Below are 15,058 nucleotides of genomic sequence, written 5' to 3'. Positions count from 1 at the left end.
CGCCCCCGTCTCGGGCGGCATCGGGCCTCGAGCCTCACCCGCCGTCAGCCGGCCGTTGCCGCGATGAAGAGTGCCTCAGCGATGCGTGCGTGCCCGGCGGCGTTGGGGTGATCCCCGTCGTCGGCCAGCAACGCGGTGGCGTCCTGGTCGCCACCCGCGCCACGGAATGCGGCGAAGGTAGGGACATACAGGGCGCCTGCCGCGGTCGCGGCCGCGAGCAGCGCACTGTTGGCGGCCGTCGTGGCCCGGTCGGCCTTCGCCATTCCCTCCACGCCGTAAGCGGCGCGTCCGATGCTGCCGTCCTGCGCGATGTTCCAGTACCCGACCACGAGGACGGCGACCCAGCTTCGGTGGATCGCACGGATCCACCGGATCGTGGCGGTCACGTTCACCGTCACGCTCTGCTCAGCGCTCGTGTAGCAGTCTCTTTCGGAGCACTGCGCTGCGAGGTCACGGGCGAAGGGGTCGAGGACGTCATTCGCGCCGATCATCAGCACCACGGTGTCGGCACCTTCGACCGCCTCACGCGCAGCCGGTCCCTGGACCTGCGACAGGAGCTCTGCGCTGGTGTCCCCGTCGACGGCGAGGTTCACCGTGGCGGCATCGCCTCCGACCTGCGTGGCCCGCATCGCGGCGAAGGTCTCCACAAAGCCTCGGCATCCGCACGCGCGTCCCGATGGGACGGAGTCTCCGAAGGCAACCACCTTGACGGTGGGAGCCAGCCGCACCCGAAAGGCGACGACGGCGGACAGGGCGAGCGCGACGACCACCAGCAGCACCACCACCGACCGCCACCCACGGACCCACACGTGACCCAACCGGGGTTGACGCTGCCTGAAGGTGTTCGGCATCCTCGCTCGCCCGGGTTGTCGGGATCATCCGGTCCCACCCCCGCCCAGGCGGGGGTGGGTGTCTCGCGGACCTGTCCTCGTCAATGTAGCCGGGCCCTTCGGCCCTACTGGTACTGGTCGTCTCGGATGACCATGGATCAGGCCGCAGCGCGGGCGGCAGACGATGGAGGAGGACAGGACTCATGAACATCTACGGTCTGGGCGGCAAGGTCGCCGTCATCACGGGAGGCGCCTCCGGCATCGGGCGTGCGTGCGCCCACACCTTGGCGCGCTCCGGCGCGGACATCTCGATCTGGGACCTCGATCAGGGCGCCCTCGACCTCGTGCTCAAGGAGCTCGAGGACTATGACTACCGGCTGCACAGCGCGGTCGTCGACGTGAGTGACTCCGCCGCGGTGGACAGCGCGATGCAGGACGTGGTCGACACCCTGGGTCATGTGGACATCACGGTGGCCAATGCGGGGATCGGCGGGGCGGCCGCGTCCAGCGGGGACTATTCGGACGATGACTGGCACCGCGTCATCGGCATCAACCTGGACGGAGTCTTCTACACACAGCGGGCGGCGATCCGCGCGATGCGGCAGAGCGGCCGTGGCGGCTCCATCGTCAACATGGCCTCGGTCCTGGGTGACGTCGGGTTTGCCTCGGCGAGCGCCTACACCGCAGCCAAGCACGGTGTCGTGGGCCTGACCCAGGCGGCCGCGTGGGAGCACGCTGTCGACGGGATCCGGATCAACGCCGTCGGCCCCGGCTTCATCCGGACCCCCCTGCTGGCGAAGAACCTCGACGAGGCGGCGCTGGCATTCCTCGCCACCCAGCACGCACTCCAGCGCCTCGGTGAGCCCCACGAGGTGGCGGAGCTCGTGGCGTGGCTGGCCAGCGACGCTGCGTCGTTCGCCACGGGGACCTTCTACCCCATTGACGGCGGCTACCTCGCTCGATAGACAAGCCCTGGCTGAGCATGGCGCCATGGGCTCTCGGACCGCGACCAGGCGTCGAGCGCCTCAGATACCGGGACGGAGGTAGCCGCGGATGGCAGTATTTGCTGACCGGGTTGAGGCCGGCCGTCGCCTGGCAGTGCGGATGGAGCACCTGCGTGGCCAGGATGTCGTGGTCCTGGGCCTGCCACGAGGCGGGGTGCCCGTGGCGTTCGAAGTGGCGGAGGCGCTCGACGCGCCGCTGGATGTCATCGTGGTGCGCAAGCTGGGGGTCCCGTCACAGCCCGAACTGGCCATGGGGGCCATCGGCGAGGGGGGCGTCCGGGTGCTCGACGCCGGGGTGCTGGCGCACGCCCAGGTCGCCGAGGATGAGCTGCGCACGATCGAGAGACGTGAGCGCTCCATGCTGGAGGCGCGCGTCGCACGTCTGCGGAGGGGCCGTGGGCGCATCGACCTGAACGATCGCATCGCGGTCATCGTTGACGACGGCATTGCGACGGGGTCAACTGCACGGGTGGCGTGTGAGGTGGCCCGTCTCCTCGGCGCGGCCCATGTGGTCCTGGGGGTGCCGGTGGCCCCGGCCGAAGCCGTCCACGACCTGGTGGGCGCCGACGAGGTGGTCTGTGTCTTGGCGCCACGGCATTTCCAGGCGGTCGGCAACCACTATCGCGACTTCTCGCCGACGAGCGACGAAGAGGTGATCGTGCTGCTCGACGCGGCCGCGCGGCGCATGCGTCGCGACCGGGCGCTCAGCGACGGCCCCGACTGAGATGTCCACGTCGAGATCCCGGTCGGTACGGCGCCGCCCAACTCGGCTGCGAGACCACCACGTAGCCGCAGGCGACCCCAGGTGGGTCCGGAAACGTCCTTCACGTGGGCTTTCGGGTGTCGGCGGGCTTCCGCAGCTGAGCCACTCGCCGAGGATCTCCCCTGAGAACAGCGCATCGGTCACCATGAACGCGCGCCCATCAGCCCGGCCGTGGACCGCAGCGATGACGTGACGACTGGCAACGATCGGGTCGCAAGAGGCAGCGACCTCGCCAGGACGGCCTGGCGAACGGCCGATGGAGGTCTCCGGCCTGCGCCACCCCCCGCCCAGCACCACCTTGGGACGGGTCGACGACGTTGACCCTGACGGGCAAGCGTCTCCCCACGAGCTGCGCCGATCGGGTGAGCAGCTTGACGCTCTCGGCATCCCCGTGGCGGGCCGTCAGGGCGACGTCGGCTGCCGAGATCTCGTGCCCCGATGACAGAGCAAATGGTGAGCGGGCCGCCGCGTTCCCGTTCAGGGGCCGAACCTGCGCACTGTGTGGTGTTACCCCCGGGGCCAGCACCCCGTCCTGCGCGCTCGTGACTGCTCGAAGGACCGGTCGGTCGGACGGGGAACACCGTGAGTGCCTCGGAGGGTTCCGTCACTGTGGCTGGTTATTCGCATGATGTCGACGCACAGGCGAACGCGTTCCGTCGTTACGTGCAGCCTGAGATCGAGGTGATGCTGCGGGTGACGCAGTCTCTCACCGGCAACACGCCCGATGCGGAGGACGTGACGCAGGAGAGCCTGATCCGGGCCCACCGATCGGTGGCCCGCTTCGACGGACGCCATCCTCGGGCGTGGCCGTTGACCATCGTGCGCCACACGCACCTGAACATGATCCGCCGTCAGCGGCCGGTCACCGTCGGAGACTGGGACGCCGTTCGTGGCAGCCGGCAGGCCTGGGGCCGGTTCGCTCGTGGCGCAACCGTGCGGGAAGCGAGTCGGGTCGCTGTCACCGTCGGGACCGTGCTGTCCGTCGCGAACCAGGGCGCGACCCTCAGCAGGGGAGACCGTCCTGAGCGACCTGGGTGCGCGTGGCGGTGACCTGCCTGAACCCCTTCGTCGCGGCGAGTCTCGGCTATCTGGCGGGATGCCGGCTCGAGCCCGGACAGGCAGACGCCTCGAGCCTGGGGAAGGATTCTGGGGAAGGATTGACGTTTGTCCGCCAGGGTTGACCCGGCGGGGCTGCCGATGCGTGCGCGTCGGCAGCGCGGACGAGGGACGGGGCATGCATGAGCGCGGCGATAGCGATGGCGCACATCATCGTGGGCGAGAAACTCTGGTTGGCGACGTACCAGGCCGGTGCCGCGTGAAGCTGGTGCGGTGGCTCCGCGGGCTGGAGCTCGAGACCCGGCCCGTCCACCCGCAGGCCCGGGTCGCGCTGCAACGGCGCTGGGCCGAGCTGCCGATGCCGGTTCGCACCCCGGCACAGGCGCTGGGCCAGCACGCGGTCGGTTGCGAGGGCACCCATGGGGTGTTCCCGCGCTGCAACCTGGCATGTATGCCGTGCTACCACTCACGCGACGCCAACCGGGTCGCGGTCAATGGCAGCCACACCCAGGCCGAGGTCACTGCGCAGATGGCGCTGCTGCGCCGCCGGCGGGGGCCGGCAGCCCACGCCCAGCTGATCGGCGGCGAGGTGAGCCTGCTGCCACCCGATGACCACGCCGCGACGCTGCGAATCATGCGCGAGCACGGCCGCAAGCCGATGAGCATGACGCACGGCGACTTCGACTACCCCTACCTGGAGGCGCTGGCCGTCGACGCCTCCGGGCGACCGAGGCTGGACCGGCTCTCGTTCGCCGGGCACTTCGACATGCTGATGTTCGGCCGCCGGGGGATACCTCGCCCGGCTGATGAGTTGTCTCTCAATCCGCATCGCAGACAGTTCACCGACATGTTCGCCCGCCTGCGACGCGAGCACGGAGTCCGGTCCTTTCTTGCACACAACATGACGGTCACCCCAACCAACCTCGACCAGATCGCCCAGGTGATCACCGACTGTCACGGGTACGGCTTCGGGCTGTTCTCCTTCCAACCGGCCGCCTTTGTCGGTGACGACCGCCGCTGGCACGAGGGATACCGTGACACCACCAGCGATCAGGTGTGGGCCGAGATCGAACGGGGAGCCGGCACCCGGCTCCCGTTCCGTGCACTGCAGGTCGGCGACGAACGGTGCAACAGGACCACCTATGGGTTCTACGTCGGCGAGGACTACCACCCGATACTCGACGACGAGAGCCCCGCTGACCTGGCGGTCCGCGACGCCTTCTTCCACCATCTCGGGGGCGTCGACTTCTCCGGGACACGCCTGCCCGTGCTGGCCGCGAAGTTGGCCCGGGTCGTGGCGCGACACCCGTCTGTCGTCGGTCACTTCGCCGGTTGGGTGGCGCGGAGGGTCCGCTCCATCGGGCTGCGGCCCCTGCTGACCAGGCGGATCCGGCCGGTAACTTTTGTGATGCACTCCTTCATGGACGCCGCCGACGTGGCGCCCGCATGGGCGGCGATGCAACGGGGTGCGCACAGCACCGACCCTCGGATCGCCGAGACCCAGGATCGGCTGCGGGCCTGTTCCTACGCCATGGCCCACCCAGAGACCGGTGAACTCGTCCCGGCCTGCGTTCAGCACGCCGTCCTGGACCCGCTCGAGAACGTCGCCCTACGGCGCCTGCTCCCGCTGACCCCGCTCGCGCGGGTCGTCACCGGACCATCGATGTGAGCCGGACCGGATGCTTGACCCCTGCGCACGTCGCGTCCTCGCGCCCACCTTGGACGGCTCGCGAGACGGATCGCCGATGCCGTCGCTCCACCGCTGGCCTAGACGGGTGCCGGCTGGCTTGCGGGCGCCGCCGCCTGCGTCGCGGTCGCCTCCCTGAACTGGCTCCTCGGCCCTGCTCCTTTGGCTGGTCAACAGGCTGCTGGACGGCCTTGACGGACCCGTCACGCGGCGGCGGGCCGCTACCGAGCTGGGCGGATTCCTCGACATCGTCGCCGACTTCAGCATCTACTCCGGATTCGTCGTCGCGGTCGCGGTCGCCGTCCCGGACGCGCGACTGGCGTGTGTGGCTCTGCTTTCGGCGTCCTACATCTCCGGTACGGCATTTCTTGCGCTGTCCGCGCTGTTGGAGAGTCGCGGCACCGGCGATCGCGATGAACGATCGCTCCGGTTCGTCGGCGGGCTGGCGCATGGGACCGAGACCGTCATCGTCTACGTCCTGTTCTGCCTCTTCCCTGCGAACGCCGCGACGATCGCCTGGGTGCTCACCGCCGCGGTCGCGATCACCGCTGTGCAGCGGGTCGCCCACGGTGTCCGGGTGCTGCGCCCCCCGACAGCGCGGCAGACCCCTGTTCCCAGCCGTGGGGAGACCGATGTCCCCCTTTCCGGCGCGGCTCCTTGACCGCGTGCGGTGGCGCGGTCACTGGCGTCTGCCTTACGGCCTGGTGACGGTGTCGTGAACTGGTTGACACGCGAGTGCGCACGGGGGCAGCGTGTGGCCATGACGTCGCTGAGAACCTGGCTGGTCGCCGACCACCCGAGGGGTGGGTCGATGGTGATGGCCGCCGTTCGGATCACCCTGGGCCTGCTGTGGCTGTCGAATCTGGGTTGGAAGATCCCCCCTAATTTTGGCCAGGGCACCGCAGGAGGGTTGTACCTCTACGTCACCGACGCCGTCTCGCATCCGGTGCTGCCTCCATACAGCTGGGTCATCGAGCACCTCGTCCTGCCGAACTTCATGGTGTTCGGATGGGCCACGTTGGCGGTCGAGACGCTGCTCGCGGGCCTGCTGCTGACCGGGACGCTGACCCGTGTAGCAGCACTTGTGGGGATGGTTCAGTCCCTCGCGATTGGCCTGTCCGTGCTCGCTGCGCCGGGAGAGTGGCCGTGGAGCTACGTGCTCATGGTCGCCGCCCACGCGGCCGTCCTGGTCGCCTCACCGCGGACGGTTCCGGGGGTCGACTCGGCGCTGCTGTCCCAGCCCGGGGAGCGTCCGGCTCGCGCGTCCCGGCAGCTGCTCGGCTGGGGCGCAGTGGCAGCCGCGGTGGGGCTCTGGTCCGCTGCCGGCTCCTTCAATGACCCGTTCGCCAGCGCCGGCACCACCCCGGGCATCTCCGTCTTGGAATTGTCCTTCGGGCAGTTCAATCTCTTCGGCGCCCTGCTGATGCTCGCCCTCGGCGCGGCTCTGGTCGCGGCGGGCGCCCGCCGACGCCCTGGGCTGGCACTCGGGGCAGCCGTCGTCGCCGGACTCGCTGCGCTATCGGTCGTGGCCCGCTGGGGCTTCGGATCCGTCCCCCTCGGGGCCAATGGGAGCAGCACCGGCCTTTTGCTGGCCTTGGTGCTCGTGGCCGGCGTCCTTGGACAGGCCATGCGCTCGGACGCCACGCGTGCGGGTGGTGCAGTTCCCGCCGCGACGGCACCGCGCACCGGGGCATCGGTTCGTGACTGACCCGCGGCCTGTGGGCGTTGACGAGCGCGTCAACGCGCAGCCCCACCTTCTGGACGGTGGGAGCCTCGGGTGCGGCGAGCTGCTCCTGAAGCTCGTCCATGCGATCAGGCGACGCCCGCCGGGCACCGTGATCCGTCTGATCGCGACCGACCCGGCAGCCCCGTTGGACATCCCGGTCTGGTGTCATCTGACTGGTCACTCGTATGAGGGCGCTGGTCGGGGGCCGGACGGACGCTCCCACTTCGACATTCGACTCACGGACACCGCCGGCCAGACCCAGCCCGGACGTCCGTGGCACCTGGCCCGCTGCGGCGACGCCGCCGACACCCACCAGCCGCACTCGGCCCTACGAGACTCCCCGCCTGACCAGCACGACCAGCACTGACCAGCACTGACAACCTCCTGTGGAAGGACGCCCCATGAACGGACTAGTCATCTCCTTGACCCACTCCTCCGACGACGTCGACCGAGCCAGCGTCGCGATGGTCGTCGCCGGCGCCTCCGTGGCCTCGGCGCAGCGGACCACCGTGTTCCTTTCCTCGGAGGGCACACTGATCGCCAAGGACGGCGTCGCGGAGACTCTCCACGAGGAGGGGTTTGCCCCCTTGGGTGAGCTGGTCGCCTCCTTCGTGGCCGCGGGAGGCACGTTCCTGGTGTGCAGCCCCTGCGCCAAGAAGCGCGGCATCACCGAGGAGCACCTCATCGAGGGCGCCACGATCGTCGGGGGCGCCACCCTTGTCGGCCTGCTTGTTGACGGCGCAGCCTCCCTCTCCTTCTGACGTGGGTACGCCGACGCTGCCCACCCCGAGCGCCGAGCTCGACGGCGGCGACCAGGACTGCGGCAGCGGGCTGTTGCTGAGCCTGACCGGCGCGATGCACCGCATCGAGGCCGGACAGGTACTGCTGCTGCGGACCCGAGAGAAGTCGGTCCTGGCCGACCTGCCGGTCTGGGCCCGGCTGGCAGGTCATGAGCTGGTGGCTGTCCAAGGAGACGGACCGTGGCAGCTGCTGGTGCGTCGCGGCGGCCCGGGCGCGGCAGCCGGCCGGGACCGGCTCGCCGACGTCCTGAGCACGGGGACCCCGGCCGAGTTGGGCACCCGACTATGGCTCTACTCCAACTTCCACTGCAACCTGGCCTGCGCCTACTGCTGCGCACAATCCTCACCCAAGGCCGACCCGCGCAGCATGCCCCCCGTCCTCGCCGCCGCCGCGGTGGAGGAGTTCGCCTCCCTTGGCGGGAAGGAGCTCCTCGTGACCGGCGGGGAACCCTTCCTGCACCCCGAACTGGACCAGATCGTCGCTCACGCCGCCGCCCGGGTTCCGGTCACCGTGCTGACCAACGCCATGGTCTTCGGTCGCGGTCGCCGGCGGGAGATGCTGGAATCGATGGACACCGCCCGGGTCGTGCTCCAAGTGAGCCTCGACTCGGCCAGCCCTGGCCTGCACGACGCCCAACGCGGGGCCGGCTCGCACGCCAGGGCCATTGACGGGATCGAGCAGGCCCGCTCACTGGGCTTCCGCGTCAAGGTCGCGGCAACCCTCCACGAGGAAGACCTCGCCTCAGCTCCCGCCCTGCACACCAGACTCGATCAGGTCGGCATCCCTGTCGAGGACCGACTGGTGCGGCCCGTCGCGCACGAGGGCTTCGCTGCGGCCGGCACGCATATCAGCCTTGACACCATCGAACCCGAGCCCACCCTCTCCGTCGACGGTGCCTGGTGGCACCCGGTCGCCGTCACCTCCAACAGCCTGCGCGTCTCGCAGAACCCTCTCCCACTTGCCGAGATTTTCGCGGTCATGCGCGACATCTTGAACGTGCAGTCCGCCTCCCAGACCGAAGGTAGACACGTCTTCCGCTGCACCTGACGTCGACGGACCGGCCTTGCCGTTGCCCGGGCCCACCGAACGTTTCCGCTGGGCACAGGCCTCCAGCCGCCCGGGAAGTGCAGCGGGCGTGGTGGCGAGCATGGCGGCCAGGTCGTCGAGCCGGAACCTCCGGCCGAGTACTGAGGCGGCGATCGCGGCCTGTCTGGTGTCCGTGCTGAGTTTCTCCAGCCGCTCGCATACTGGCGCGTCCCCGCGAGGGCAGGCGGTTCTCCGCCACGGACGCGCCTTCCCCCGCATGCGCACGAGACCCTCATCGGTCAGCCCCCTGAGCAGCTCGATCAGGAAGAAGGGGATGCCGTGCGCACTGTTGACGATGCGCAGCAAACCCTCGTCGGCTCGAGCCTCCAACAGATCACCCATCAACAGCTCCGTCGCACCAACGCCCAGTCGGCGGAGGACCAAGCGCTTCTCCTTCGCCTCCTCGCGCTATTGGACAGCACGCATGAAGCGGGAGGACGACTGTCCAGCCCGGTAGGCGATGAGCCACACGATGGGGGCGCCGGCCAACCGCATCGGCAGAGACCGCAATGCCTCCGTCGTACCAGCATCCGCCCAATGCCTGTCATCCAGACAGATGAGCACCGGCTTAACCCGTGCGGCGTGCGGGCAGTTCCTCGAGCTCAAGCAACAGCCAGTAGCGATCGGCACCGAGGGTTCGCGGACTGCTCAGATCTCTGCGGTTCACCACCGACGACGTCGAGCCGTCGAAGCAAGTGGCCAACAGGGTGACATCGGGAGGGCAACGTCGTCGACGTCGGCTCGCCCAAGCCCACGCTCACATCCATATCGGCCGTAACGCTCACACCACGGCGCCCTGGCCGTCCCGTGCGTTCGCCAGCACCGCCTGGAGACCGCCAGCTCAATTCCTCGCCCGCGCAGCAGCGAAAATGCCATCTCCCTCCCCCGACTCCGTCTCATCCGAACCGCGTACGTCACCCACCCAGCCTGAGAACCTCGAAAGGACACAGTCGGACGTGACTCCTGGGCCCTTGGCCGGCGGCACGTCGAGGGTGCCCCTCATCCTTTCGGTATTGAGGCTTCTGGCCAACTCCACAGGAGCCCCTAAAACTACACCTGAGTACGTCCGGAGATGCCGGATGAGGGCGTGCCTGCGGGCGTCAGCAGGCTCCTGAAACGCGTTGCGTTGCAGACGTATTGGACGACGCGACACCAGCCAGCACACAGCGTGCTCGCCACCCGATCAGTCACCGGCCCTCCGTCCCGTGAAGGCGAGGACCGATCCACTCGCCAAACCCGGAAGAACAGAAGCAGGATCGGAATGGTTCATTGCCATCGCGCAACGCGATACCGTTTCCTTCCGGACATCACCTTGCGGTTCCTCCGTCGGGCCCGAACACTGCGAGAAGCGAGAAACCCTTGAAGGTCACCATTGACTCCACCGAGCCGCTGGCCGACGCGATCCGGGTGATCGGCGCCCTCTACAACGTCGACCTCGCACAAGTCGCCGACACCGACGAGACCACGACCATGGCGGCGGCCCAGGATCAGTCAGCCGGCCCTGGGACAGCCAAGCCCTCACGACGTCGCCGCCCGAAGACATCCCCGGTCTCCTCGCCGAGCGGGTCGGGCCGTGGGCGCCCGAAGTCCACTGCCGACTCACGTGAAGTGCGAGCCTGGGCGGTCGCCAACGGACACTCCGTCAGCGACCGCGGAACCCTACCCGCCGCGATCAAGGCCGCCTACGCAAAGGCTCACAAAGGCTGAACGCGGCGTCCGGTATGCCGGTCTCGTTGCGACGCAGCCCGAACCGTATGCGACCTTCGACAAGGTCACGTCCCGCAAGGCACCACCATCCGTGGTCCCGCTCGTGACACCTGCGACGGCACTCGGCCGAACCGGGTCGAGCATTCACCGACCCAGTCATATCGGACGTCGGTCAGGTAGTCGCAGGACATCCGCAACGTCAGGTGGACCGTCGACGGCGCGAGCAGCCGCGGCCCGCACTTCAACGAGACCGTGAAGTCCTCGACATCGGACGCGATCCACCACCACGGGAGCGACTCCGTGACAGCGAAAATCCGATGCAGCGACTGCACCCGTGGGGTGACCGCCGCCGGCTTCCGCAACCGGGCCTCACGGCAATGGGGCGCTGCTTGTCTCCTTAGGACGCGCCGCGGCCTACCCCAAAGCCGAGCGGCTGCTGATCACCGCCGACGGCGGAGGCTCCAACGGATACCGGCTGCGACTGTGGAAGCGTGAACTGGCCGAACTGGCAACCCAAAGCGGGCTGGCGATAGCCGTCGCCCACTTCCCGCCGGGCACCTCCAAGTGGAACGAGATCGAACACCGGCTGTTCAGCCAGATCTCGACGAACTGGCGTGGACAGCCGCTGACCAGCCACGAAGTCATCGTCAACCTGATCGCGGGCACAACCACCCGCACCGGACTGACCGTCCGCGCCGAACTCGACGAAAGCCTCTACCCAAGGGCATCAAGATCACCGACCGAGAAATGCGAGACCTGGAAACCTAATACCTCACCAGGTACGACTTCCACGGCGAGTGGAACTACGCGGTGAGACCAGCACTTCAACCCTGAACTACGCGTGTTGTTGATTTGCGAGCTCTAAGCTCACACTGCTCGAAGCGCCGCGACAGGTCCGAAGCATCAGCTGGTTGCTCTCCAGTTGCCGCTCGATTCTCGGGGTGGTTGACAAGTTGACGAGATTGACAGGTTGACGCACACTGGTGGTATGACCGCTACCCATGCTGACGACATGCGCGAGGCCCTCGCGCGGGGGTTCCGCGAACGTCTCGACGCGCTTCCCAGCCACCTCCTCGACTCGCTCTGGCCCAGCCAGGCCGAGCAGCTCGGCGGCCGGGTCGTCGGCGCCGCGCTCGCGCCCAAGATCTGGGCCGACGTGGCGGGGGAGCGATTCGACACCGCCCAACTGGTACAGATGCTGGGGATCACCCGACAGGCCCTGGCCAAGCGGGTGGCCAGCGGCACGCTGCTGGGACTCCCCGGCAAGGGCACGACCTTCTACCCGAGATGGCAGTTCGACCTCAGCGCCGAGCCGCTCCGCGTCCGCCGCAGCGTTGCCGCCGCCTTCACGGCGTGGGTCGAGGAGATGGGCTCGCTGGACCCGTACGCCGTGGCCTCCTGGGCGCAGACGCTGCAGCCCGAGCTGCATGACCTGACGCCGGTCGAGCACCTCGGCAAGGGCGGCGGCGATAAGGCTGAGCTACTGATCTTTAGCGCGCGGGTCACCGCATCCCGACTCGCTCAGTGAGAAGGCTCGATCCAGACCGACTGGCCGAGATCGCCCGGCGCATCCCGAGGCACAACGCCGAGGTTGGCCGGGTGCTGTACCGAATCCATCGTGCCGACAACGGCGCCGTGTACTTCTCGCGCAGCATCTCCGGCCGGTTCGACCCGCCGCTGGGATCAGGAAGCGGGTTCGGCACCTGCTACCTCGGGATCGACCGCCTGACCGCCTACGTGGAGGTGTTCGGCCGGACCAACCCGATCTCGGAGACCATGATCGCCGAGAGGGCACTGACCGAGGTGGTGATCTCCCGGCCGCTGCTCATCGCGGACCTGACCGACCGCAAGCTGCTCGGTGAACTCGGGGCGATCCCCGAGGTGTCGGTGGGACCGGACTACGACGACTCAGGGCGGCTCGCGGCCGAGTTGGTCGAGAACTTCTTCGACGGCATCCGCTACTTCGCCCGCCACGACCCGGGCTTCCGTCTGATCTCGCTGGCGCTGTTCTCCTCGGCAGCGCCGGCGCTCAGCGCCGACAAGCCGAGCCCGATCCCGGAGGACCTCATCGCCCAGGCCGAGCGTGAGTTCGGCCTGCTTGTCCTGCCCAAAGCCCCGCTGCAGTAGTACGACCGCCAGGGATCACCGACCGGGGGACAACGTGCGCTCTTCACGGCATAGGGGTGGGTTCGGATTCGGTGGGTGCGAGGCGCCGACTTATCCCTGCGAGGAGGAATCGGTGCGGTCCAGGACGCAGCAGGACCTTGGTGGCGCGGCGTTCGTCCTTGGCGGCATACGCGTCGGCGACGTGTTCGAGGGGAAGGGTGAGGTCGAAGACCTTGCCGGTTGATGCGCCCGTCCCAGACGCGCCCGAGCATGTCGGGCAGGTAGGCGCGGACCGGGGCGGGGCCGCCGCGAAGCCCGACATTCATCCAAAACATGTGCTCCTGGGTCAGCTCGGTGACGTGGGGGACGCCGACCCAGCCGACCATCCTCCGGCTGGGGCCGAGCGCAGAGCCTGGGTCACGGAGTGTCCGTTCCGACGCACCCCAGGGTTGCGTCTGCACCGATGGCGCCGAGGTGGTCGACGCCGTGCCGGCGGCGATGACCTGTCCGGTGCCGGGTGGCGATACCGCCACGGAACCACGCGGCGGTGCGTTCATGGACCGGATGAAGACCTGGTCGCCGTCGCTCACGATCCAGGTCGTCGTCCGGTGGCGATGAGGAAACGAGGTCGCAACCTGCCCAAGGAGCTCGCTCCACGCCTGGACGCCTTCCACCTCGTCGGGCGGTAGCGAGCGGGGTCGTCCGTGGGCGCCGCTCGCCAGCGCCTGGCGGCGGGCTCCTCCAGGCGCGGCGCTACGTCAGGAGCTGCACAGCCGTGGCAACCTCCACGTCGCCTCGGCTGCGCACGACCTCGACGATGACGCCCGGCGCGACGTGAATGCTGTTGGCCATTCCGCTGCGGCCTGCTGCTCGTCGGGCTCGGCCGCCTCGGCCGGCCGCAGCATCATGACCATGTGTTCGGGTGCTTCGCATTCCGTTGAGTGAGCCTGCCCGATCCAGAGACCCGGTCGGCAGGGGGAGTTGGTGTTGCAGCCTGACCCCATCGGCGGCCTTGACGCAAGCCCCCCGGCGAGGGCTTAACGAGGATGGTCGAAACGGCTCGGAGCTGGTCAACACGCCGTTACCCAAGATGTCGTGGAAGATGACCATGACCCGTGTTCACGACCGCTGACGCCAAGACCCTCCCTTGTACTCATCGAGTGCGTCGCTCAACGCTCGTCCTTTGTCGACGGAGTCGTGCATCTCGACTCGGAGACGGCGGTGTTCGAGGCGATGCTGAAGGGGTGGTCGACCCAGCAGAAGTCGCGCCTGCTCGGAGCCTCGACGATCGCCTCACCGATCCGGTGGATACGCCGGCTCACCGAGTTCGCCCAGTCGCCCGCCCGATCATGGACGTCGGGGACCACCCCGCGCTGTGGGTCAGCGAACGGGTCAACCGGGTCTCGTCAAAGCACCTGGACAAGCGCCTCCTGGCTGCGTGAGCAGGCCCGGCTTCACCCGGCGCTGACGCTGCACTGTCTGCGCCGGGCCTACGTCCCCCATCTGGTAGCGGCCGGAGTCGACCTCAAAGTCGTCTCCGAGCGCCTGGGGCTCGCAGTTGGCCATCACAGCCGACCTCTACACCCACCTCAACCGCAAAGTCGGACGCACCGCTGCGGAGCAGATCGCCGGCGCGCTCCGTGGCGGGCGGCCAGCAGTTCCTACCGCCTCCCTACCGCAGACCACTGATGTGGCGGTCGAGATGGAGGTTGAGAGCCATGATTGACCCGCATCTGGTTCGTCCTCCGCCGACGTTTGCGCACGCCAGAGACTTGAACGAGTGTCAGAGGCAGATTGAGCCGGCGGCGGGACTCGAACCCGCAACCCCTTGTTTACAAGACAAGTGCGCTGCCAATTGCGCCACGCCGGCATCTCGCAGCAGCCGCGGCGAGGACGGGCGAAAGCGTACCCGTCAGACGAGGGTCGCCTCCAAACCCCGCGCCCAGCAAACCCCGCGGCGGCCACCAGACCCGGAGACAGGCGCTCTCCGGCCCGCCAGACAGGCAGAGCGCGCGGGACGAAAGCGGCCGCACGCACATGGGCACCCGGCATACCAGAGCTCTGCCTTTCGGGCCGAGCGCCAGAGGTATGCCGCGCCGCCGACCACACGAGACACGAACGGCCCCGTGGTCTTCCCACGGGGCCGTTCGTCACGCTCGACTCGAGGAGTCGTGCTTCGATCCTCAGCCAGGCAGCTGGAGCTGCTGGCCGACGAAGATCAGGTTGGCGTTGCTCACGGAGCCCTTGTTGGCTGCGAACAGCGCCGCCCAGCCGCCCTTGATGTCGTACTTG

Annotated in this window: 13 protein-coding genes, 1 tRNA gene and 1 pseudogene; 12 read left to right on the top strand and 3 right to left on the bottom strand. The window is 68.6% G+C overall.

The features are described 5' to 3' along the window. Positions 1-44 precede the first annotated feature (44 nt). Positions 45-851, bottom strand: a complete 807-nt coding sequence (locus ACLL9L_RS18970) for an SGNH/GDSL hydrolase family protein (protein ID WP_411286212.1) — start codon at positions 849-851, stop codon at positions 45-47. A 182-nt stretch (positions 852-1,033) separates the two neighbouring features. Here ACLL9L_RS18970 and ACLL9L_RS18965 point away from each other — a divergent pair, with 182 nt between their 5' ends. The 12 genes and pseudogenes from ACLL9L_RS18965 (at position 1,034) to ACLL9L_RS18910 (ending at position 12,787) form a co-directional block, all read left to right on the top strand. After that, a complete protein-coding gene (locus ACLL9L_RS18965; protein ID WP_411286211.1) occupies positions 1,034-1,795 on the top strand; it encodes an SDR family NAD(P)-dependent oxidoreductase in 762 nt (253 codons plus the stop codon). A 139-nt stretch (positions 1,796-1,934) separates the two neighbouring features. Next, on the top strand, positions 1,935-2,558 hold the full coding sequence (locus tag ACLL9L_RS18960; RefSeq protein ID WP_411286210.1) for a phosphoribosyltransferase: 624 nt from the start codon (positions 1,935-1,937) through the stop codon (positions 2,556-2,558). A gap of 702 nt (positions 2,559-3,260) precedes the next feature. Then, positions 3,261-3,647, top strand: coding sequence for a sigma factor (locus tag ACLL9L_RS18955; protein ID WP_411286209.1), 387 nt, complete (start codon positions 3,261-3,263; stop codon positions 3,645-3,647). 265 nt (positions 3,648-3,912) lie between these two features. After that, positions 3,913-5,322: a hypothetical protein gene (locus ACLL9L_RS18950; RefSeq protein WP_411286208.1), complete on the top strand. Its 1,410-nt coding sequence runs from the start codon at positions 3,913-3,915 to the stop codon at positions 5,320-5,322. A gap of 172 nt (positions 5,323-5,494) precedes the next feature. Continuing rightward, positions 5,495-6,001, top strand: a complete 507-nt coding sequence (locus ACLL9L_RS18945) for a CDP-alcohol phosphatidyltransferase family protein (protein ID WP_411286288.1) — start codon at positions 5,495-5,497, stop codon at positions 5,999-6,001. A 99-nt stretch (positions 6,002-6,100) separates the two neighbouring features. Further along, entirely contained in the window at positions 6,101-7,048 is a 948-nt protein-coding gene (locus tag ACLL9L_RS18940; protein ID WP_411286207.1) for a hypothetical protein, read from the top strand. Positions 7,049-7,467: 419 nt separating this feature from the next. Beyond that, entirely contained in the window at positions 7,468-7,827 is a 360-nt protein-coding gene (locus ACLL9L_RS18935) for a DsrE family protein (RefSeq protein ID WP_411286206.1), read from the top strand. A gap of 1 nt (position 7,828) precedes the next feature. Beyond that, positions 7,829-8,914, top strand: coding sequence for a radical SAM protein (locus tag ACLL9L_RS18930; protein WP_411286205.1), 1,086 nt, complete (start codon positions 7,829-7,831; stop codon positions 8,912-8,914). A 1,398-nt stretch (positions 8,915-10,312) separates the two neighbouring features. Beyond that, positions 10,313-10,660, top strand: a complete 348-nt coding sequence (locus ACLL9L_RS18925) for a histone-like nucleoid-structuring protein Lsr2 (protein WP_411286204.1) — start codon at positions 10,313-10,315, stop codon at positions 10,658-10,660. 415 nt (positions 10,661-11,075) lie between these two features. Continuing rightward, positions 11,076-11,494: pseudogene (locus ACLL9L_RS18920) on the top strand (ISAzo13 family transposase); the annotation flags it as partial. Between the two features lie 154 nt (positions 11,495-11,648). Next, complete coding sequence (locus ACLL9L_RS18915; protein WP_411286203.1) at positions 11,649-12,188, top strand: hypothetical protein; 540 nt, start codon at positions 11,649-11,651, stop codon at positions 12,186-12,188. Between the two features lie 71 nt (positions 12,189-12,259). Further along, entirely contained in the window at positions 12,260-12,787 is a 528-nt protein-coding gene (locus tag ACLL9L_RS18910) for an RES family NAD+ phosphorylase (RefSeq protein ID WP_411286202.1), read from the top strand. 1,148 nt (positions 12,788-13,935) lie between these two features. On the opposite strand, the gene ACLL9L_RS18905 is transcribed toward ACLL9L_RS18910, so the two are convergent. Both ACLL9L_RS18905 and ACLL9L_RS18900 read right to left on the bottom strand, forming a co-directional pair. After that, positions 13,936-14,088 carry a hypothetical protein gene (locus tag ACLL9L_RS18905; protein WP_411286201.1) on the bottom strand — a complete coding sequence of 51 codons (153 nt, stop codon included), beginning with the start codon at positions 14,086-14,088 and terminating at the stop codon, positions 13,936-13,938. Between the two features lie 475 nt (positions 14,089-14,563). Next, positions 14,564-14,636 (bottom strand) — tRNA-Thr (locus ACLL9L_RS18900). Between the last annotated feature and the right edge of the window lie 422 nt (positions 14,637-15,058).

The organism is Lapillicoccus sp. (assembly GCF_046595215.1).
Classification (GTDB): Bacteria; Actinomycetota; Actinomycetes; order Actinomycetales; family Dermatophilaceae; genus Lapillicoccus.
This window is presented reverse-complemented; position numbering and strand designations above follow the sequence as displayed.